Origin of the sequence: Romboutsia faecis (assembly GCF_014323405.1) — a bacterium.
Classification (GTDB): Bacteria; Bacillota; Clostridia; order Peptostreptococcales; family Peptostreptococcaceae; genus Romboutsia_E; species Romboutsia_E faecis.
Genome location: NZ_JACRWE010000001.1, coordinates 73,367 through 94,690, shown reverse-complemented (window position 1 = coordinate 94,690; position 21,324 = coordinate 73,367). Strand labels below are relative to the sequence as shown.

The following is a 21,324-nucleotide window of genomic DNA, read 5'->3' as shown; positions in this document are numbered from 1 at the left end:
ATGAATAAAAAATTAATAATGTCAAAAAGTATAACGTTTATATTAGTTGTTGCTTTTGTAGTGTTATTTAAGTTAATATTTGGAGAGGAAAATAGCCTAATAGGTATAACAACTATAACAGCAACACTTATGTTTTTAGGAAAAGATTTAACTTTATCTCCAATAAGAAATGCATCAAGACTTGTTTTACTTAATTTATTTATTGGGATTGCAGCTACTCTTTCAGCTTCAAATATGTGGATAGGAATTTGTATAAATTTTATAACATTGTTTATAATAAGTTATATTTTATGTTACAACTTGGAAAATCCTATGTATTTTCCATTTACTCTTCAGTATTTATTCTTGTTATCGTGTCCAGTAAGTATCGAACAAATACCTAAGAGACTACTAGCCTTAGCATTCGGAGGTATATTTATAATTATTGTACAGTTAATTGTAAATAGAAATAGAATTTCTAAAAATGGTAGCATGATTTTAGTAAATGTATGCGATAGTTTACTATCAAGGATAGAGCTATTAAAAGATAACTCTTTAAAAGATGTTGAAGAAGATGGTATTGAGGCTAATATAAATGCTTTTAGAAAGATGGTATATGATAAAAGAGAAGTTGATTATTACTTAACTGAAGAAGGTAGAATAAAGCTTAATTTATCAGCAGCATTAGAAAATATCTACACAATGCTTAGTATTATAAAAGAGCCATCAAAAACTTCATTTATACTAAAGGATTTAGAAAGCTTAATACTTGAAACAAAAGCTATCCTAGAAGGTAATGAAAGTAAAAAAGACTTATATAGTGATATGAATGTATTCTTATCAGAATGTAATGAAAGAAACATTGATGATTTGATGACGCTACAAATTTTAGACAGCACAATATTTTTAGTAGATACTATAGATGAATTAAAAAATTTAAAGAAAGAAAACTATAACTTAGTAAAACAAGTTGAAAATATACCTAAAGATAGAGATGATAGTTTATTTAAATACATGTACAGCGATAAGAAGTCTCTTAGATTTTGCTATGCTATTAGAATAGCAATTACAATAACATTAGGAGCATTTATAACAGATTTTTTTAAATTGTCAGAAGGTAGATGGATTATGTTTACTATTTTATCCTTAGTAAATCCATTATATGAAGTTTCAAAAAGTAAGGTTGGTTATAGGGTGATAGCTACTATACTAGGTGGTATATTAGTTACAGTATTATTTTCTATATTTAAAGATATGACATCTAGAACTATAATTTTAATGTTAGCAGGATATATAAATAGTTATATAGGTCAATATAAATACAATATGATATTAGTAACAGTATCAGCAATCGGTTCAGCAGCTATTGTAGGTAATGTAGCTGGATTAACTCTAAGTAGAATATTTTTTGTAGTATTAGGTGCACTTATGGCTATAGTAGCTAACAAATATATTTTCCCATATAAGCTAGAAGATTCTAACCAGGAATTAGAGAAAATCCATACATTGTCAGTTATAGAAATGTTAAGAGAAATATATAATGTTGCTGAAGGAATAAAGAAACCTCATAGTATAAAAAATTTACTAATAGTAACTTCATTAGTTGAAGATAAGTTAAAGTTAAATAATCAAATACTTCATAATAGTTATTATGAAGAGCTTATAAAAGAGCGAAGATTTTTAGTGACAAATATTTATGAATTATATATTTGGATTATAAGGGAAAAAGTTAATCCAGAGTATATGAAATATGTTCTTTCAGAAATTAATATGTTGATTTCATATGAAAACGAACCTATAGAGAATATGATAAAAGATATAAAAGCAGATATTAAAGCAGTTAATGATTTAAAAACAAAAATAACTTTAAGTAGTATAGCAATTATCTTAAAAGAGTTGGAGAAAATATCAGAATTAAAGAAATTTGTTTAATGAAAAGAGGCTAGTTAATTAACTAGCCTCTTTTTAAAATAATTATGTTAAAAAAGTAACCAGATAAGTGCTTTTTATAATATAGATATATTTATATAAAATACAAAAGAAGAAATACTATTTATAGTATGCTTTTGTCAAAGTTTTTGACATAATTATTAACAGTAATATAAAGTATACGATTCATAAAAATAATAAAAAGTGAATTGGAGTTGCTAATAAGATGAAGTATATCATTAAGAGAGACGGTACAAAAGAACCTTTTGATAAGATAAAAATAATTAATGCGGTATTTAAATCAACTATTAACAGTAAAGAGGGAGAAGATAGAGATTTACCCAAAATAATAGCAGATAAAATTGAAAAAATAGTAAACTATAAAGAAAATGATATAAATGTAGAAGAAATTCAAGATAATGTAGAGTTTTTGCTAATGGAATCAAATAGAAAAGATGTAGCTAAAAAGTATATATTGTATAGAGAAAGAAGATCCGATATAAGAAAATCAAAGTGGCAAATGGATGAATTACAAAAATCAATTTGGTCCAATAAATATCAATATAATAATGAGTCGTTTGATGAATGGATAGAAAGGGTTTCTGGTAATAATCCTAAAATAGCAAAATTAATAAGAGAGCGTAAGTTTCTATTTGCAGGCAGAATATTAGCTAATAGAGGATTATCTAATATGGGATTTAAAGTTACTTATTCTAATTGTTATGTGCTCCATCCTCCAGAGGATAATTTAGAATCTATATTTGACACAGCTAAAAAATTAGCAAGAACATTTAGTTACGGTGGTGGAGTAGGATTTGATATATCAAAATTAAGACCAAGTGGTGCATTAGTTCATAATTCAGCAAAAACCACTACTGGAGCAGTAAGCTTTATGGATTTATATTCAATGACTACTGGTTTAATTGGTCAAAAAGGAAGAAGAGGGGCATTGATGATTTCTATGGATGTAAGTCATCCAGATATAGAAGAGTTTATAGATGTAAAAACAGATTTAAATAAAGTAACTAAAGCTAATATATCAGTTAGAATAAATGATAAGTTTATGGAAGCTGTAGAGAATAAAGATAAATATTTTTGTAGATTTGAAGTAGATCAAACTAAGGAGGTTATTGAAAAGGAAGTAGATGCGTATAAGCTATTTATGAAACTTATAACGAATAATTGGGATTATGCAGAGCCAGGCATATTGTTTTGGGATAATATAGAAAGATATCACTTATTGAGTGAAGACAAAGAATTTAACTATGCAGGAGTAAATCCATGTGCTGAAGAGCCTTTGCCAGCAGGAGGTAGCTGCCTTCTTGGTTCTATAAATTTATCAGAATTTGTGGTAGAACCATTTACTAATAATGCAATATTTGATATACAAAAATTTAAAAATACTGTTTCAGATTGTATTATAGGTCTAAATGAAGTATTAGATGAGGGATTAGAGCTTCATCCCCTAAATGAGCAAAAAGAAAGTGTTAGACAATATAGACAAATAGGGTTAGGAGTTATGGGGATAGCAGATATGCTTATAAAATTAAATATAAGATATGGATCAGAAAAGTCCATAGATTTATGTGAAAAAATAGCTAGAATAATGTTAAATAGTGCAGTAAAACAATCTGCTCTTTTAGCTAAAGAGCTAGGTAGATATGAAAAATACAACAAAGAAGCTATATTTAAGTCAGATTTTTTTATTAATAATATAGACGAAGATGTAAAAAAATTAGTTAAAGAGTATGGGTTAAGAAATTCACAGATATTAACCATACCTCCAACTGGTTCAATTTCGACTATGCTGGGAATTAGTGGGGGCATAGAACCAATGTTTAATACATCTTATATAAGAAAGACAGAAAGTTTGCATGATGAAGATGTATTTTATAAGGTGTATACTCCTATAGTAAAAGAATATATGGATGTTAATGATATATTAGATGATAAGAATTTACCGGATATATTTGAAACTGCTATGACATTAAAGCCTAAAGAAAGGATAAGAATGCAAGAATCATGGCAAAAATACATTGATGCATCTATTTCATCTACAATAAACCTACCTTATGAAGCAACTGTAGATGATGTATACAATATATATGTATCTGCTTGGAAACATAAATTAAAAGGTATAACAATATATAGAGATGGATGCAAAAGAAGTGGAATTCTTTTGAATGATAAGGCTGATAGAAAAGATAAGAGAGATATAGATAAGAATAAAGATGAAACTACAATTACTATTGAAGATGGAGTTGAAGAATTTGTATGTCCCGAATGTGGAAATAAAACTGTCATTCCAACAGGTGGATGTGCAATTTGTCTTCAATGTGGGTATAGTAAGTGTAATTAAGATGGTTACTTTTTAGGTAACCATTTTTATTATAAGAAAATTATAATTTCCTATAATATAAATTTGAGCAAAGATAATATTTTTATATCAGTACTAGATTCTAATGTAAATACACATGAATAAAAATAAATTAAAAATGATGTACATATATATCCATTAGTGATATATTATAAATAGATATATATCATTAATGGATATATTGATTATGGATATAAATGAGAGGTGATTAACATTAGCAGAAATAATTCTCTAGAAGAACAACAGCTTACTGAGCCAGGATATTATATTTTATTAGCTCTTTTAGTACCAATGCATGGATATGGTGTAACTAAGTATATTGAAGAGTTAACTGATGGTGAGATGGTTATAGGGCCAGCAACTTTATATACTATGCTAAAAAAAATGCAAGCTCAAGATTATATAACTTTAGCTGGAGAAGATGGAAGAAGGAAAATATATAAGCTTACAGAAAAAGGCATGAGTGTTATAAGTAAAGAAAAAGAGAGAAGATATAAAATGGCAATGCAAGGTATAAAAGCATTTGAAAGAATAAATGGAGGGGAAAAAGATGAGTAAAGATACTAAGTATGTAATTTGTGGTGGATTAGCTTTTACAGAAGATAAAGATATGAAAAAATTACGTGATTTAGCTAAAGAAGGGTGGATATTAGAGAATTTTAAATACTTATCATATAAACTTAAAAAATCTCAACCAGAAGATGTTGTTTACTGTGTAGATTACAATGATGATAAGAATGACTTAGACTCTTATTTTGAAATATTTAGTGATAGCGATTGGAAACATGTCTGTTCTTATGATGGATTTCATTTCTTTAAGGCTAGAACTGGAACTGCGCCAATATATACAGATGCAGATACACAGACATTAAAGTATCAAAGAATGAACATTGATGTAAAAAAAGGAACTATATACATTTTGATAGCAACTATAGTGGCTTTTATACTGACTTTTGTTATGGAGAGAATAGATATAAACTCAAATATTTATGAAACCATAAAACTTATTTCGTATATGATAACTGGTTCTGGAGTTGGTATGTCAATTGTTTTAGGGATATGTATTTTGTTGATTAATAAGAAAAGTAAAATTAAAGATAGTAAGTAATACAAATAAAAAGGCTATATTATGAAATATAAAAATATAGCCTTTTATAATAGATATAAATTTATTATATAAATTAAAAGTTTTTTATTTTAGATTTATATTTATATTATATTTCTACTCCAAGTGATACTATCCCCTCTACTCGTATCTAATATAAAACCTGCTTTATTTATTTTTTCTTCAATAAGTCTTTTAGACTCAGCTGCTTCGTCACCAGTACCTACTTTATTATCATAAAGTGAATATTTTTTTCGAAGTTCTTTTGGAGATAAGTTTGGCATTATTACATTTGCTCCGGCTTTTAGACCAAGCTCTCTTCCTAGAGGATTTATAGTTCCAAGAGCTGTAGTTGCAGGGAGCAATACTTTTGGTAATAACAATCTTGTAAGTGCCAGCATTACAAGGGTTTTATCTAAACTACCAGTATTACTATCTTTAAATTTTGTATCATGATGAGGAATAAAAGGACCTATACCAACCATATGAGGTTCTAGCTCTTTTAAAAATAATAAATCTTTTGCTAGGTTACTAGATGTTTGGAAAGGGGATTCAACCATAAATCCAGCACCTACTTGAAAACCAATCTTTTTTAAATTTAAAAGACAATTTTTCCTATTCTCTAGGCTTAAGTTTTTAGGGTGAAGTAATGAATAATGTTCAGAACTAGCAGTTTCATGTCTAAGTAAGTATCTATCTGCTCCTGCATCAAAAAACTTTTTATATGAAGCATAACTTTTTTCTCCTAATGAGAGAGTAATTGCACAATCTTTATATTGTTCTTTTATAGATTTCAAAATAGATACCATTTTATCATCAGTAAAATATGGATCTTCACCACCTTGCAGCACAAAGGTTTTATATCCAAGTTCATATCCAACTTTACAACATTCAAGTATATCGTTTAAAGAGAGTCTATACCTATCTATACTTTTATTTGAACAACGAATTCCACAGTAATAACAATCATTTTTACAGTAGTTAGTAAATTCAATAAGCCCTCTTAAAAACACTTTATTTCCATAGTATTTATATCTTGTCTCACTTGCCTTTTTAAATAAATAGTTTTTATCTTCAGAGCTAATATTATCAATTAGATGAATTAATTCTTCTTCAGATAAATGATTGTTTTTTATCAACTTATTTATTAATTTTTTCATAAATCTCTCCTTTCAGATTAGAGTTTTCTTTTCTGGTAGGTTATTTGTCGAGGTTTTACTCTTTTAGATAAATTGTAGTGTTTAAATTATTAAAATGCTATATAAAAAAAATAATTATAAAATAATTTTTTGATACCTTAAGTAATTATATATATAGAAATTAATTATATGAAAAATAATAAAAATATTATTGACTTATATTAATTAATAGTATATTATTACTATTAAGAATTTACAGAAAATACGAAAAGCTATGAAGGGAAGAGTAATTATAATATTGAGTCTAAGCGAGCTGGTTATGGTGTGAGTCCAGTACAAGATTTATAATGAAGAACCTCCCTGAGCTACTAACCGAAATCTTAAAAGAGAGTAGACTTAGTCGGAACCAAACCGTTATCAAATTGGTAGTGTATAAATATAGTACACTAATAAAGTTGAACTTTTGTTAAAGTTAATTTGGGTGGTACCGCGGAAGATTAGCCTTTCGTCCCTATTGTAGGGATGAAAGGCTTTTTTTATACAAAAATACAATAAAGAGGGAGTGGTTTAAAATGTGTTTAATAGTACCAGAAAAATATGAAACTAGACTAGGAGTAATAGAAACTCAGCAAGCAATAAAAGATTTAAAAGATTTTTTTGAAAATAGATTAGGGGAAGCATTAAAACTTACAAGGGTATCATCACCATTATTTGTATTACCGGAAACAGGAACAAATGATAACTTAAACGGAGTAGAAAAACCTGTTAGCTTTGAAGTACCTCATTTAAAAAAGGATGCAGAGATAGTACATTCTTTAGCTAAATGGAAGAGAATGGCTCTTAAAAAATATGGTTTCCAAGTAGGTAGAGGTCTATACACAGATATGAACGCTATAAGAAAAGATGAAGAATTAGATAACCTTCATTCTTTATATGTAGATCAATGGGACTGGGAACTAATAATAAATAAAGAAGACCGAACAGTAAATACATTAAAAGAAGTTGTAAAATCTTTATATAAAGTTTTCAAAGAAACAGAAGAGCATGTACACAGTATATACCCAGAAGTAAGATGTCCTTTACCAAAGGAAATAGCATTTATAACTTCTCAAGAGTTGTTGGATATGTACCCAGATTTAACACCAAAAGAAAGAGAAGATGCTATAGTTAGGGAAAAGAAAGCAGTATTTTTAATGCAGATAGGTAAGACATTAAGTACTGGTGAAAAACATGATGGAAGAAGCCCTGATTATGATGACTGGGAGTTAAACGGTGATATATTATTCTATAACCCTATATTAGATAATGCTATAGAGTTATCTTCAATGGGAATAAGAGTTGATGAAGAGAGTCTAGAAAGACAACTAAAAATATCAAACTGTGAAGATAGAAAAGAATTAGAATATCACAAGGCGCTATTAAATGGAGAATTACCATATACAATAGGTGGAGGAATAGGTCAATCTAGAATTTGTATGTATTTCTTAAACAAAGCTCATATAGGTGAAGTGCAAGTAGGTATATGGCCTAAAGAAATGATTGAAGAGTGTAGATTAGCTGGAGTACATTTATTATAAAAACAGTTATTTATTAAATATAAATTTGAAATATTTATATAGTATAGATAAGAATTGGTTGGGATATGGAGTTAATTCTCCAGATACCAGCCAATTTTATTTTAGATTTATATAATGGCATAGATTATTAACAAGATACAAATAAAAATCATAAAATATCTATATAACTACTGGATAAGGAGGGATATAGATGAAGCCAGAGTATGGAGATGTAATATGTGTTAATCATGGTATATATAATCATTTTGGTATATATGTAGATGAGAATCATGTAATCCATTATGCTGGTAAAGATGAGGATTTTTTTCTAAGAAATATGTATATAGATGAGACTAATATGGAAAAATTCTTAGGAAATTCTAATAGATATTATGTATATAAATTTCCACAAAAAGTATCAAAGCCAATAAAGAGAGTTAGAGGAAAAGGATTAAATAGAGGTCATAAAGAAAATGCGTATGCAATGTATATGTTACTTAAGTTAAAGAATATAGTTAATTATAAAATATATTCACCAGAAGATACCGTAAAAAGAGCAAGAAGTAGAATTGGTGAAAGAAGATTTAATTTAGGATTTAATAATTGCGAATATTTTGCAGTGTGGTGTAAAACTGGAGTTAGCCAATCTTATCAGGTAAATTTAGTTCTAGATGCGATATTTATTAAAGGGAAAGTAGAGATAAAATAAATTTGTTGAAGATAAAGTTAAGGTAGCGTAATTTGTTTCTACTGTAAGCTATAAATAAATTTATAAAAAATAATTAAACCGTATCAGAATTAAGTGTGATACGGTTTAATTATATATAAGAATATTTTATTATCAAATAATTATAGCTATGTTATATTGATAGATATAATTAAGATGTATATAATAAGATTTAGAATAAAGAAAATAGGTGAGAGAATGGACTTTAAAATAGTAAACGATGTACTCGTAGAAAATACAGATAAATCAAGATTAAATAGAGGAACAGATTATTATAAAGATGGTTATGTAGAAGAAGTGAAATATACTAATGAAGAAAAGACATTAAGTATAGATGGACATGTTGGTTCGGAATATCAAAATAGAGTTTACAATAGTTCTATAGTTATAGACTTAAAAAATAAAAAGGTAATATCGGGAAAATGTGATTGTCAGGATTGTATGTCTAGAAGTACATCAAGCCATTTAGCCATATGTAAACATATAGTTGCAATAACTTTATATGTGATAAATTTGTTAAAATCAGATGTGATAAGTAGTTTAAAGCAAACTACTTTTGTTGTTAAAAATAAAAATAGTGTAAAAAGAAATAAAAACTTTATTAATAAAGATTTATTAAATTATTTTAAAAGTAAGCCTAAGGAAAAAGTAAGTCTAGATATAAAGTTAGATATGGTTGGACCAAACACTATAAGTGCTGATTTTAAAATAGGAATAGATAAGATGTATGTACTAAAAAATCTTAGAGATTTTGCTTATGCGAGAGCAAATTCAAATGATTTAATGTATGGAATAGATTTTGTATATAATCCAGTTAATAATTACTTCTCAGAAGAAGATGAAAAAATAGTTGATATGATTGAAGAATACGGAATGGGACTTTCATATATAGCTCCCAAAAGAGAGTTAAGATACATGACTGTAGGAGGTCCGCAAGTAAGAAGAATAATGGAAGCATTACAATATAGAGACTTTGAATTTAAATTTAGAAATATGTACTACAATCCAAGAATAATAAAAGGTGAATTACCAATAAATATAAATTTAGAAATAGATAATGATCAAGTACTTCTTAATTGTAAAGGAATGTTACCAGTTCCTATATCTCAAAAAGGAGATGTTATTTTTTATAAGGGGGATATATATTTACTAAGTTCTGAAAGCGGAATATACTACAATAAATTATATAAAGTTCTAGATGAATTTAAAGAAATATCTTTTACAAAGGATGAAGTAAGTGAAGTACTTACAAATATTGTACCAAAGATAAAAAATATTTGTAGTAATGTATTCATAGATGAAAAAATAGAAGATAATATATCAGGTGAGTTACAAGTAAAATATTATTTTGATTTAGAAGGAAGTAAAATAACTTGTAATGTTAAATTTGAGTATGAAGGTGAAAATGAAGGAAAGTTTGTAATAAAAGATATAGACAAAGAAAAAGATGCAATATACAGACTTTATACTTACTACTTTGAAGAGGAAAAAGGAAAGTATGTATTTAAAGGAAATGATTATCAATTATATGACTTCTTAAGTACAGAAATAAACAGGTTAAAAAATATTGGTGAAGTTTACTATTCAGATAAATTAAAGGAGAAAAAAATTTATAATTCAGCATCTATAAAAGTAGGGCTAGGTGAAGAAGTTAATCATTATTTAGATTTTAATTTCGAAATTGAAGGTGTAGATGAAAAAGAATATAAAAAAATAATAGACGCTTTTAAAGTTAACAAAAGGTTTTATAAATTAGGGAATGGAAATTTTATAAGTCTAGAAGATGAAGAAACTAAAGAAATGTTTAAGCTCATGGAAAGTTTAGGATTTACTAATAGCGTAAAAGACATGAAAATACATACAAGTAAAGCCTTATATCTAAATGACTTACTTACAGAAAAGAAATTACCTTATATAAATGGAATAGAGAAGACTAAAGATATTGTAGAGAAATTTAAAAATATAAATAAAATAAAAAGTGAAATACCGAAAGATTTAAATGCAAATTTAAGAGATTATCAAATAGATGCATTAAACTGGTTTGAAACGTTAGACTACTGTGGTTTTGGAGGGATACTCGCTGATGAAATGGGATTAGGTAAAACTATTCAAACCATAGCATTTTTATTATCAAAAAAAGGTAAGAAAAGTTTGGTCATAACTCCAACCTCATTAATACATAACTGGAAAAATGAATTTGAAAAATTTGCACCAAGTTTAAGAGTAGGAATAGCCCATTCAGTAAAAAAAGAGAGAGAAAAAGTAATAAGCAACATAGAAGAATATGATATTATCTTAACTACTTATGGATCTTTAAGAAATGACTTAGAAAAATATGAAGAAATAAACTTTGATTATTGTATTATAGATGAAGCTCAAAATATAAAAAATCCAACAGCTATGAGCACAGATGCAGTTAAATCTATCAAAGCTAAAAATAGGTTTGCGCTTACAGGAACACCTATAGAAAATAATTTATTAGAGTTATGGTCTATATTCGATTTTATTATGCCTGGATACTTATACAATGTATCTAAATTTAATGCAATATTTATTAAGGATGAAAGTCATATAGAAAACTTAAAAATGATGATAAGGCCTTTTATATTAAGGAGAACTAAAAAGCAAGTTATAAAAGAATTACCTGATAAGATTGAAAAACAATTTTTAGTAGAACTAAATAAAGATCAAAGAAAAATTTATGGTGTATATGTAGAAGAAGTACAGAAAAAGCTTAAAGATAAGAAGGATATAAAGGATAAAATAACTGTGCTTTCTTATCTAACAAAGCTAAGACAACTTTGTTTAGATCCAAGTGTAATTATAGATGATTACAAAGGTAAAAGTGCAAAAACTGAAGCTTGTTTAGAGATTATAGAAGAATACGTAGAACAAAATAATAAAATTTTAATATTCTCACAATTTACAAGTGTTCTTAAGAATATAGGCAAGAAATTATCTAAAAATAAAATAGAGTATAGTTATTTAGATGGACAGACAAAAGCTGTAGATAGAATAAAGCTTGTAGAGGAATTTAATGAAAGTGATCAGAAGAAAGTATTTTTAATTTCTTTAAAAGCAGGAGGAACAGGTCTAAATTTAACTTCGGCAAATACGGTAATTCATTTTGACCCTTGGTGGAATCCTTCTGTTGAAAACCAAGCAAGTGATAGAGCACATAGAATTGGTCAAAAACATGTTGTTGAAGTAATAAAACTTATAGCAAAGGGAACTATTGAGGAAAAAATAGTTCATTTACAGGAAAGTAAAAAGCAATTAATAGATGATATGATGGATGGAAATTTATCTAATGGAAGTGTATTAAAAAGCTTATCTGATGAAGAATTATTAAACTTATTTAAATAAATTAGTTTTAATAGATAGAGGTTGATATAATTATAGATTTTATTTATAGATAATATTATTAAAAGAAAAACGATGAACTAGTAATAGTTCATCGTTTTTTATTAAAAGTTATTTTATGCTAATCTTATTATTTGTAGGCTAGTTTCTATTCCAACTACAGTTATTGGATCTACATTAAAGAATACAAATAAATCTAAAATACCGCCAGCGTTACCAGTAGAGAATATAGCTGCATTACTTATAGATGTATCTGCTGCTTGAGTTGAAGATAATGAGCTGTGGATTGCAGCACCATTAAGTCTTAGTCCAACTGCAAATGGTATACCTGTTGTTGAAGTAACTGTATATCTTACATAGAATCTCATATTAGCACCTAGTTGTATAGTACTATTTCCATTTGTAAATGTTATACCACTACCACTAATATCACTAGCATTGAAAGGTATAGCAGTACCAACATTAACTGTTATATCAGATGTTCTATAGATATCTGCATTAGCAACAACAGCAGATGTTCCAGTAGCCCCAGTAGCCCCAGTAGGACCAGTAGGACCAGTAGGACCAGTAGGACCTTGGACCCCAGTAGCCCCAGTAGCCCCAGTAGCACCCGTAGCCCCAGCAGGACCTTGAGCGCCAGTAGCACCAGCAGGACCTTGAGCCCCAGCAGGACCTTGAGCACCAGTAGCCCCAGCAGGACCTTGAACACCTTGAGGACCAGCAGGACCTTGAAGGCCTTGAGGACCTTGAGCGCCAGTAGCACCAGTAGCACCAGTAGCACCAGTAGCACCAGCTAACCCTTGAGCACCTTGAGGACCAGCAGGACCTTGAAGCCCAGTAGCACCTTGAGGACCAATAGGACCTTGAGGACCAGTAGGACCTTGAGGACCTTGAGCACCAGCAGGACCTTGTGTACCTTGAGGACCTTGAGCACCAGCAGGACCTTGAGGACCTTGAGCACCAGTAGCACCAGTAGGACCAATAGGACCTTGAGCACCGGTAGCACCTATAGGACCTTGAGCGCCAGTAGCACCAGTAGCACCAGTAACACCTTGAGGACCAATAGGACCTTGAGCGCCAGTAGCACCAGTAGCGCCAGTAGCACCTGTGCGACCTCTATCACCTTTTTCACCTTTTTCTCCTTTAGGACCTCTTGGACCTACACAACATTTACAACAATCATCTTTGCAGCAATCTTTCTTGCAATGATCTTTGTCATCCCAATCTTTTTTGCAGCAATCTTTCTTGCAATGATCTTTGTCATCCCAATCTTTTTTGCAGCAATCTTTCTTGCAATGATCTTTGTCATCCCAATCTTTTTTACAGCAATCTTTCTTGCAATAATCTTTGTCATCCCAATCTTTTTTACAGCAATCTTTCTTGCAATGATCTTTGTCATCCCAATCTTTTTTACAGCAATCTTTCTTGCAATAATCTTTGTCATTCCAATCTTTTTCTTCATAATAATCATCGTGTTTGCATTCATCTATATATTTATAGTAATCATCATCATATCTGTCATAGTTATTATAATCATCCTCATAACCACGACTTTCACCCTTATTTCTATAGTTGTCATTATTTCTATAATATATCAAAGTTTACTCCTCCTCAAATTTTCTATTTAATTCATAGCTAACAGTAATGTTATTAACTATACTTTAATATATTCGTAGATGCAAAAAGTGTTACATATTAAGAGAATTTGTCTAATAAAATTACAAAATTATTTTGAAATAGGTCAAAAATAAGTTTTTGAATAAAATTAAGATTTTTAATTTAACTTATATTATAATATTAAACAAATTAATCTAGATAATTGATATTTTATAGTAGAAAACAATAAAGCTCTAATTAGAAGAATTAATCTTACACCAAGTTAGTATTTATATAACGTAAAAGGATTCAATGACTTAAAGAATATACACCATGAAATGGTAGGATATTGTTATAATATAAAGAACTTTAGTAGTATATTTATTGTTATAAGGAGCAAAGAAGATGGTAAAGGAAAAAAATATACATAGTCCATTTGTAGAAGAATTAGAAAATTCAAATACTATGGTAATATTTATTCATGGTATACTAGAAAGCCCAAATCAATTTAATAATTTATCAAGAATTGCTATTGATAATAATGTATCGGTATGTGCAATACTATTAGATGGTCATGGGAGAACAGGAGAAGATTTTGCAAATAGCAGTTTAAGAAAATGGGAAAGCTCTGTTGAAACAGAAATAAAAAAGTATGTAGATAAATATGATAATATTATCCTTGTAGGGCATTCTATGGGAGCATTATTATCAATAGACTATTATTTTAAGTTTAATAAAAAAATAAAAGCTATAGTAGCAATATCAACTCCTTTGAATATTAGAGTGAAATTTAATATAATTATAAGTAGTTTTAAGATAGCCCTAGGTATAATTAAAGATTATGATACTTTAACGAATTATGCATATAATGCATTTAGTATAAGTAATTGTAATATGCTAACATATATAAATTGGATTCCACGTTATATAGACTTATTTAGGATTATAAGAAGGATTAGAAATAAAATAAATGAAGTTAATTTACCTATGTTAATAGTACATTGTATGAATGATGAATTAGTAAGTAATAAAAGTATAAAAACTTATGAAAAGAGCTTTGAATATAACAATAAAGAGAATAATAAAAAAATTATAAGACTAACAAATTCAGGGCATTTTTACTATGAAGAAAAGGACTTATACATATTAGAGAAAGAATTTAGAGACTTTGTTACTAGAAAAATATCATAAATGAGTAAGAAAAAAGCGTATCACTAATATTTGTGATACGCTTTTTAGATAAATTCAATAGATTTTACATTGTTTTTACTTATAGAAATAGCACTTCCAAGATCTCTTCCAGATAGAGTTAATAGACCGACGTTTTCGTTATTATTAAAACTTTCCATCCATTCAATCAAAGAAGAAAAATTTCTTATTCCATTTTTTTCAATTATCCTAACAAAATCATTTTTATAAGTTATTTTTATTTGGTTATTATTTTTCAAAAAAATCACACTCCTATAAGTAATTATACCCGGATAATATAAATTTTTAAATATAAGTAAGAAAAAATATATTTTAATAAAAAAGTAAATTTTAGAAATAATAATTTTAACTAATAAAAATAAAAAGGAGGGATACTGTGAAAAAAATAAACAGTATAGTGATATTATTTATATTTATATTAAGTTTGAACTTGTCTGCTTGTACTAAGAGAAACACTGAAGATATAAGTAAAGACACAAATCAAAATAATAATATAAGTCAAAATACTAATGAAAATCAAATTAGCAATGAAAATAAAATATTATCTAAAGAGGAATACAAGGCGTTATTAGTAAAAAATTATGAGAAATACTTGGATCCTATAGATATAAGAGATGAAAATCTAGATGACATACTTGATAAAAACCATAACATTAATAATGAAGAACTAATTTCAAATTATAAAAACTTATTATCAGATAGTAAAAATAATATAAAATCATTTGAAGATTCTATAAATAAGGTAGAAGTAGAAGATTCAACTTTACAAAGCTTAAATAATACATTAGTTTCAAATTTAAATAAAGTTGTAGAAGATATAACTATAAAAGAAGATAGCCTTAATTCTATTAGCGATGATTTAATAAAAGGAGATAGAAAGGTTTTAGTTAGTTATTTGGCTGATGAGTTAGAAAAAGATACTAAAAATGAAGAAAGCTTAGAGAAGACTTTAGATGAAATTGAAAATTTATTAGGTATAGATTTTAGCAAATAATTAAAAATAATAAGTAAGTAAAATAATACATAAACTAGGAGGAAGTAAAAATGAAGTTAAGAAAAATATTAGCTGTAGGATTATCATTAAGTGTAGCATTAGGTGCTTTTGGATGTAATAGAAAAACAGATGATACACCTAATAATACTACTAATAACACTACTAATAACACTACTAATAACACTGGAGAAGGAAATAAATATGAATCAACTGAATATGCTAGACAGTATTCAGATCTTTATAGTAATAACTTATTACCACTAAATGATTATACTATGTATAGAACAGTAGAGGATGTAAACAACAATTATAAAAATAAAGAGTATCCAGGCAATGAGAAATATTTGGCAGATGTAAAGGCAGCATATAAAGACAGTAGAGAAAAGTTACAGAAATTTGTTGATGGATTAAAGAATGATGCTAAAACTGAAGATGCAGATTTAAAAGCGGCAAATGAGGATCTTATAGCTGAAGGTGAAAAATTAATAAAGGATATAGATGCTAGAATCAAAAAGCTAGATGAAATACCTAAAGATGCTTATAATAAAACCCAAGATGAATTTATAAATGTTGTAAATGATACTACTAAATTAGAAAATGAAACAACAAATGAATTTGATAAAATGATAAGAGATATGAATAAAATGTTAGGAATAAATACTAATACAACAACTACTGAACCAAGTACAAAAACTACTAAATAGTATATGTATTTGAAAAATTCGAAAAATAATGAAAATATATTGACATATATTTAAAGTTCATATAACATAAATAACATAGATATACAAAAAATTAAAATAATAAAAAAGAATAATTCCTTATCAAGAGAGGTGGAGGGACTGGCCCTATGAAACCCGGCAACCAGTATATTTTTATATACATGGTGCTAAATCCTGCAATTCGCAAGAATTGAAAGATGAGTATAAATTTGCTTTAAAAGCCTGAGTTTATGCTCAGGCTTTTATTATTGTATACATTTCAAAAGTATTAAGTATAACTAGTAAGACAGATATTTTGAATTTGTAATATCAAATGGAGGTGATAAAACAAATATGGCAAGAGTTACAATAATGGAAGATGGAGATTGATGAAACAGAAGAAGTTTTATTGCATAATGGAAAAGGGTTAGAAAATTAATAGGAGAAGAAAAAATAGTTTTGCTAAATGAAACTAATATAAAAATCCTATTTTCAAAAGACCTTTTTTGATAATTGTTCAAATAATACAAGGTTTAGTCAATTTATCTTACAAAAAGTTAAAATAAAAAAATTAAATTTTAATGGGGGAAAATAAAATGAAATTGAAAAAATTATTAGGATTAGGGTTGGCAACAGTTATATTAGTATCATCAGTAGGGTGTTCTTCAAGTAAAGGGGAAAAAGATGCAGTAGATGCAGCAGATTCATCTGAAAATAAAAAAATTGTAGTAGGAGCATCAGCAATTCCACATGCAGAGATTTTAGAAGAAATAAAACCTTTAGTAGAAGCAAAGGGGTATGAATTAGAAGTAAAAGTATTTGATGATTATGTACTCCCAAATACAGGTTTAGAAGAAGGGGCGTTAGATGCCAACTATTTTCAACATGTACCGTATTTAGAAGAAACTGTATCTCAAAAAGGATATAAGTTAACATATACTGCAAAGGTACATTTAGAGCCAATGGGAATTTATTCAGAAAAAATAAAAAAGTTAGATGAATTAGCTAATGGAGCAAAAATAGCAATACCAAATGACCCTACAAATGGTTCAAGAGCAATACAGTTACTAGCTAATAATGGATTATTAAAAGTTGAAAATAAAGATCTTTTAACGGTTAAAGATATAACTGAAAATCCTAAAAATATAGAATTACTAGAGATTGAAGCTCCTCAATTACCATCAGTATTAGTAGATGTAGACGCGGCAGTAATTAATACTAACTATGCTCTAAGTGCAAATTTAAATCCGACTAAAGATGCAATTTCAATAGAATCTATAGATTCACCATATTCAAATATTCTAGCTTGTAGAGAAGATAACAAAGATAGTAAAAAAATAAAAGTATTAACTGAAGCTTTAACTAGTAATGAAGCGAAGGCATTTATAGAAGAAAAATATCAAGGTAGTATAATACCATCATTTTGAATAAATACAAAAATGATAAAAGGCTGAAATATAAAATTATTTTATATTTCAGCTTTTTTATACAAGTATACTATGTATTAAAAAATTTGACTTTTATTTATTTTTTTCTTGTAGTAAAGTAATATCAACAAATTAGTCAAGTTTTATGATGAAAATATAAAAATATTAAAAAATATCTTGAAAACGTTTTCAAAACATACTACTATCTATCATGTAAGGCAACTACGATGTTGTTAAAATTCAAAAGGGGGAAAATACTATGAGTAAAAAGTATGTAGCAGAGCCATTTAAAATAAAAATGGTAGAACCATTAAGAATGACGACTAAAGAGGAGAGAATAGAAAAAATAAAAGAAGCAAACTATAATTTATTTGCTTTAAGAGCGGAAGATGTATATATAGATTTACTAACAGATAGTGGTACAGGTGCAATGAGTTCTAATCAATGGGCAGGACTTATGTTAGGTGATGAATCATACTCAGGGGCTAGTAGTTTTTTCAAATTAGTAGAATCAGCTAAAGATGTATTTGGATATGAATATATACAACCAGTTCATCAAGGTCGAGCTGCTGAAAAAGTTGTCATGCCTTTACTATTAGGTGAAGGAAAGGTTGCAATATCAAACATGCATTTTGATACAACACGAGCTCATGTTGAATTAACTGGAGCTAAAGCTATAGATAATGTAGTAGCGGAAGCTTTAGACACAACTACTTTCGCTCCATTTAAAGGAAATATGGATATAGAAAAAATGGAAAAGCTTATATCTGAATATGGAAGTGAAAATGTTGGGGCTATAATAATGACAGTTACAAATAATACTGCAGGTGGGCAACCTGTTTCTATGTCAAATATGAGAGACGTTTATGCTATAGCTCAAAAAAATAATATAAAAGTAGTAATAGATGCTGCTAGATATGCAGAGAATGCTTACTTTATAAAAACTAGAGAAGAAGGATACCAAGATAAAAGTATAAAAGAAATAGTTAGAGAAATGTTTAGTTATGGAGATTTATTAACTATGAGTTCAAAAAAAGATGCAATAGTTAATATGGGTGGATTAATAGCTATAAAAAATGATGAAGAAATGTACAATGATGTAAAAGCTCGTACAATACCATTTGAAGGATTTGTATCTTACGGAGGTCTTGCAGGAAGAGATTTAGAAGCTTTAGCTATAGGTCTACAAGAAGGTATAGATTACGATTATCTAAATTACAGAATAGGTCAAATGGAATACATAGGTTCAAGACTTGAAGAGGCAGGAATATCGTTCCAATCTCCAGTTGGTGGGCACGCGGTATTCGTAGATGCTAAGAAAGTTCTTCCTCATATACCATACTATCAATACCCTGCGCAAGCTTTAGCTGTAGAATTATACATAGAAGCTGGTATTAGATCTTGTGATATAGGATCATACATGTTAGATAATGATCCTGTAACCGGAGAACAAAGAGAAGCAGAATTAGAACTTACAAGACTAGCTATACCAAGAAGAGTTTACACTCAAGCTCATCTAGATGTAGTTTGCGATGCTATAATAGCTATAAAAGAAAGAGCTGATGAAATAAGAGGATATGAAATAACTTGGCAACCTAAGGTTCTTCGCCACTTTACTTCAAAGCTTAGACCTGTAGAGAGAGTTGAAGAACTAGCTAAATAATTATATAGAATAAACTAATTAGTAAATATAAGGATATGACTTAAAACATTAGATAATTTAAATAAATATCATTTTGTTTTATGTCATATCCTTTTTGTATTATAGAATATTATCTCAATAATAATCTATAGATTTGTAATATCACGATAATATAAAATTTAAAAGAGGTGAATTTATGAGCAATAAAAATATTGCTAAAGAAGAAAACCGTGATACTTTTAACTCGAAGATAGGATTTATACTTGCATGTATAGGTTCGGCAGTTGGTATGGGGAATATTTGGATGTTCCCGTATAGAGCAGGACAATTTGGTGGGGCTGCATTTTTAATTCCTTACATTTTATTTTTAGTTATATTAGGTTACACAGGTCTTATGGGCGAATTTGCATTTGGGCGTATGACTCAAACCGGACCAATTGGTGCTTTTGAGAAAGCAATGAAAATGGGTAAGAAGAACAAAAAAATTGGCACTATATTAGGCGTTATACCAGTGCTTGGTGCATTTGGAATTGCGACTGGATATGCAGTGGTTGCTGGGTGGTTTATAAGATTTTTAGTAGGATCTGTTACAGGTGAAATGTTTAATGCACCAGATTCAGGAGCTTATTTTGGTGAAATAGCAGGTTCTTTTGGAAGCATAGGATGGCACTTATTAGCACTAATAATAACAGCATCAATACTAATATTAGGTGTTTCTAATGGTATAGAAAAAGTTAATAAAGTTATGATGCCAATCTTCTTTGCATTATTCTTAGTGATACTTGTAAGAGTATTAAGTTTAGAGGGGTCTATTGATGGTGTTAAGTATCTTTTAGTTCCTAAATGGGAGTTCTTAGGAAATCCAAAAACCTGGATTTACGCTTTAGGGCAAGCATTTTTCTCATTATCCCTAGCAGGTTCTGGTATGCTTGTTTATGGAAGTTACTTAAAAAAAGATATTGATATACCAAACTGTGCAAAAAATACAACTGTATTTGATACTATAGCTGCAATAACTGCAGGACTAGTTATAATACCAGCAGTATTTGCATTTGGGCTTGATCCAACAGCAGGTCCTCCGCTATTATTTATTACATTGCCAATGGTGTTTAAGCAAATGCCAGCAGGTCAGTTATTTGCGGTATTATTCTTTATATCTGTTTTATTTGCATCTATAACATCTCTTATGAATTTATTAGAAGTACCTATAGAAGCAATACAAAATAAATTGAAACTAAGTAGAAAAACATCTGTAATAGTAGTTTGTATTGTAGCATTTGGTATTGGAATATTCCTGGAAAATGGAGATATATTGGGAACTTGGATGGACTTCGTTTCTATTTATGCAATACCTGTAGGGGCTTTACTTGCTGGAATAATGTTCTTCTGGGTTATTGGAGTGAATATAGCAAGAAAAGAAATCGAAATGGGTTCTTCAAAGCCACTTGGAAAATCGTTTGAATTTATGGCTAAGTATGTATTTGTTATACTTACAATAGTAGTTATAATTGGTGGTATAATATATGGAGGTATTGGTTAAAAATACTTATCAGGAAAACGTTTACAAATAAAAAGTCATC

Annotated in this window: 16 protein-coding genes, 1 riboswitch and 1 other annotated feature; of the genes, 13 read left to right on the top strand and 3 right to left on the bottom strand. The window is 28.4% G+C overall.

Annotation, left to right across the window (positions count from 1 at the left end; all coding sequences use genetic code 11):
- The 4 genes from H8923_RS00415 to H8923_RS00400 all read left to right on the top strand — a co-directional run bounded on the left by H8923_RS00415 (nucleotide 1) and on the right by H8923_RS00400 (nucleotide 5,393).
- Nucleotides 1-1,911 carry an FUSC family protein gene (locus tag H8923_RS00415; RefSeq protein ID WP_153971570.1) on the top strand — a complete coding sequence of 637 codons (1,911 nt, stop codon included), beginning with the start codon at nucleotides 1-3 and terminating at the stop codon, nucleotides 1,909-1,911.
- A 223-nt stretch (nucleotides 1,912-2,134) separates the two neighbouring features.
- Entirely contained in the window at nucleotides 2,135-4,267 is a 2,133-nt protein-coding gene (locus tag H8923_RS00410) for an adenosylcobalamin-dependent ribonucleoside-diphosphate reductase (RefSeq protein ID WP_153971571.1), read from the top strand.
- Nucleotides 4,268-4,489: 222 nt separating this feature from the next.
- Nucleotides 4,490-4,843, top strand: coding sequence for a PadR family transcriptional regulator (locus H8923_RS17210; RefSeq protein WP_153971572.1), 354 nt, complete (start codon nucleotides 4,490-4,492; stop codon nucleotides 4,841-4,843).
- On the top strand, nucleotides 4,836-5,393 hold the full coding sequence (locus H8923_RS00400; RefSeq protein ID WP_172976717.1) for a DUF2812 domain-containing protein: 558 nt from the start codon (nucleotides 4,836-4,838) through the stop codon (nucleotides 5,391-5,393). The genes H8923_RS17210 and H8923_RS00400 overlap by 8 nt, the downstream gene beginning before the upstream one ends.
- Nucleotides 5,394-5,494: 101 nt before the next feature.
- Here H8923_RS00400 and hydE read toward each other — a convergent pair whose 3' ends face one another.
- A complete protein-coding gene (gene hydE, locus H8923_RS00395) occupies nucleotides 5,495-6,550 on the bottom strand; it encodes a [FeFe] hydrogenase H-cluster radical SAM maturase HydE (RefSeq protein WP_153971574.1) in 1,056 nt (351 codons plus the stop codon).
- A 244-nt stretch (nucleotides 6,551-6,794) separates the two neighbouring features.
- Nucleotides 6,795-7,045 (top strand) — a binding site (T-box leader).
- A 56-nt stretch (nucleotides 7,046-7,101) separates the two neighbouring features.
- Here hydE and asnA point away from each other — a divergent pair.
- The 3 genes from asnA to H8923_RS00380 all read left to right on the top strand — a co-directional run bounded on the left by asnA (nucleotide 7,102) and on the right by H8923_RS00380 (nucleotide 12,178).
- Nucleotides 7,102-8,106, top strand: a complete 1,005-nt coding sequence (asnA, locus tag H8923_RS00390) for an aspartate--ammonia ligase (protein ID WP_153971575.1) — start codon at nucleotides 7,102-7,104, stop codon at nucleotides 8,104-8,106.
- Between the two features lie 190 nt (nucleotides 8,107-8,296).
- Entirely contained in the window at nucleotides 8,297-8,794 is a 498-nt protein-coding gene (locus tag H8923_RS00385) for a lecithin retinol acyltransferase family protein (protein ID WP_153971576.1), read from the top strand.
- 216 nt (nucleotides 8,795-9,010) lie between these two features.
- On the top strand, nucleotides 9,011-12,178 hold the full coding sequence (locus H8923_RS00380) for a DEAD/DEAH box helicase (protein WP_153971577.1): 3,168 nt from the start codon (nucleotides 9,011-9,013) through the stop codon (nucleotides 12,176-12,178).
- Nucleotides 12,179-12,291: 113 nt separating this feature from the next.
- Here H8923_RS00380 and H8923_RS17570 read toward each other — a convergent pair whose 3' ends face one another.
- Nucleotides 12,292-13,773: a BclA C-terminal domain-containing protein gene (locus H8923_RS17570; protein WP_207724079.1), complete on the bottom strand. Its 1,482-nt coding sequence runs from the start codon at nucleotides 13,771-13,773 to the stop codon at nucleotides 12,292-12,294.
- 403 nt (nucleotides 13,774-14,176) lie between these two features.
- Between H8923_RS17570 and H8923_RS00370 the strand changes: the two genes are divergently transcribed.
- Nucleotides 14,177-14,962, top strand: a complete 786-nt coding sequence (locus H8923_RS00370) for an alpha/beta hydrolase (RefSeq protein ID WP_153972900.1) — start codon at nucleotides 14,177-14,179, stop codon at nucleotides 14,960-14,962.
- Between the two features lie 44 nt (nucleotides 14,963-15,006).
- Here the strand turns inward: H8923_RS00370 and H8923_RS00365 are convergent, their stop codons facing one another.
- The gene (locus H8923_RS00365; RefSeq protein WP_187127795.1) at nucleotides 15,007-15,219 is read right to left on the bottom strand and encodes a hypothetical protein; all 213 of its coding nucleotides are present in this window, start codon (nucleotides 15,217-15,219) and stop codon (nucleotides 15,007-15,009) included.
- Between the two features lie 137 nt (nucleotides 15,220-15,356).
- On the opposite strand from H8923_RS00365, the gene H8923_RS00360 reads away from it, so the two are divergent.
- The 5 genes from H8923_RS00360 (at nucleotide 15,357) to H8923_RS00340 (ending at nucleotide 21,284) form a co-directional block, all read left to right on the top strand.
- Nucleotides 15,357-15,974: a hypothetical protein gene (locus H8923_RS00360; protein WP_153972898.1), complete on the top strand. Its 618-nt coding sequence runs from the start codon at nucleotides 15,357-15,359 to the stop codon at nucleotides 15,972-15,974.
- A gap of 50 nt (nucleotides 15,975-16,024) precedes the next feature.
- Nucleotides 16,025-16,678, top strand: a complete 654-nt coding sequence (locus H8923_RS00355) for a hypothetical protein (protein ID WP_153972897.1) — start codon at nucleotides 16,025-16,027, stop codon at nucleotides 16,676-16,678.
- 114 nt (nucleotides 16,679-16,792) lie between these two features.
- Nucleotides 16,793-16,900: riboswitch (SAM riboswitch) on the top strand.
- A 371-nt stretch (nucleotides 16,901-17,271) separates the two neighbouring features.
- Nucleotides 17,272-18,102: a MetQ/NlpA family ABC transporter substrate-binding protein gene (locus H8923_RS00350; RefSeq protein WP_153972896.1), complete on the top strand. Its 831-nt coding sequence runs from the start codon at nucleotides 17,272-17,274 to the stop codon at nucleotides 18,100-18,102.
- Nucleotides 18,103-18,361: 259 nt separating this feature from the next.
- Complete coding sequence (locus H8923_RS00345; RefSeq protein WP_153972895.1) at nucleotides 18,362-19,765, top strand: tryptophanase; 1,404 nt, start codon at nucleotides 18,362-18,364, stop codon at nucleotides 19,763-19,765.
- Between the two features lie 175 nt (nucleotides 19,766-19,940).
- Nucleotides 19,941-21,284, top strand: coding sequence for a sodium-dependent transporter (locus tag H8923_RS00340; protein ID WP_153972894.1), 1,344 nt, complete (start codon nucleotides 19,941-19,943; stop codon nucleotides 21,282-21,284).
- The last annotated feature ends 40 nt before the right edge of the window (nucleotides 21,285-21,324 follow it).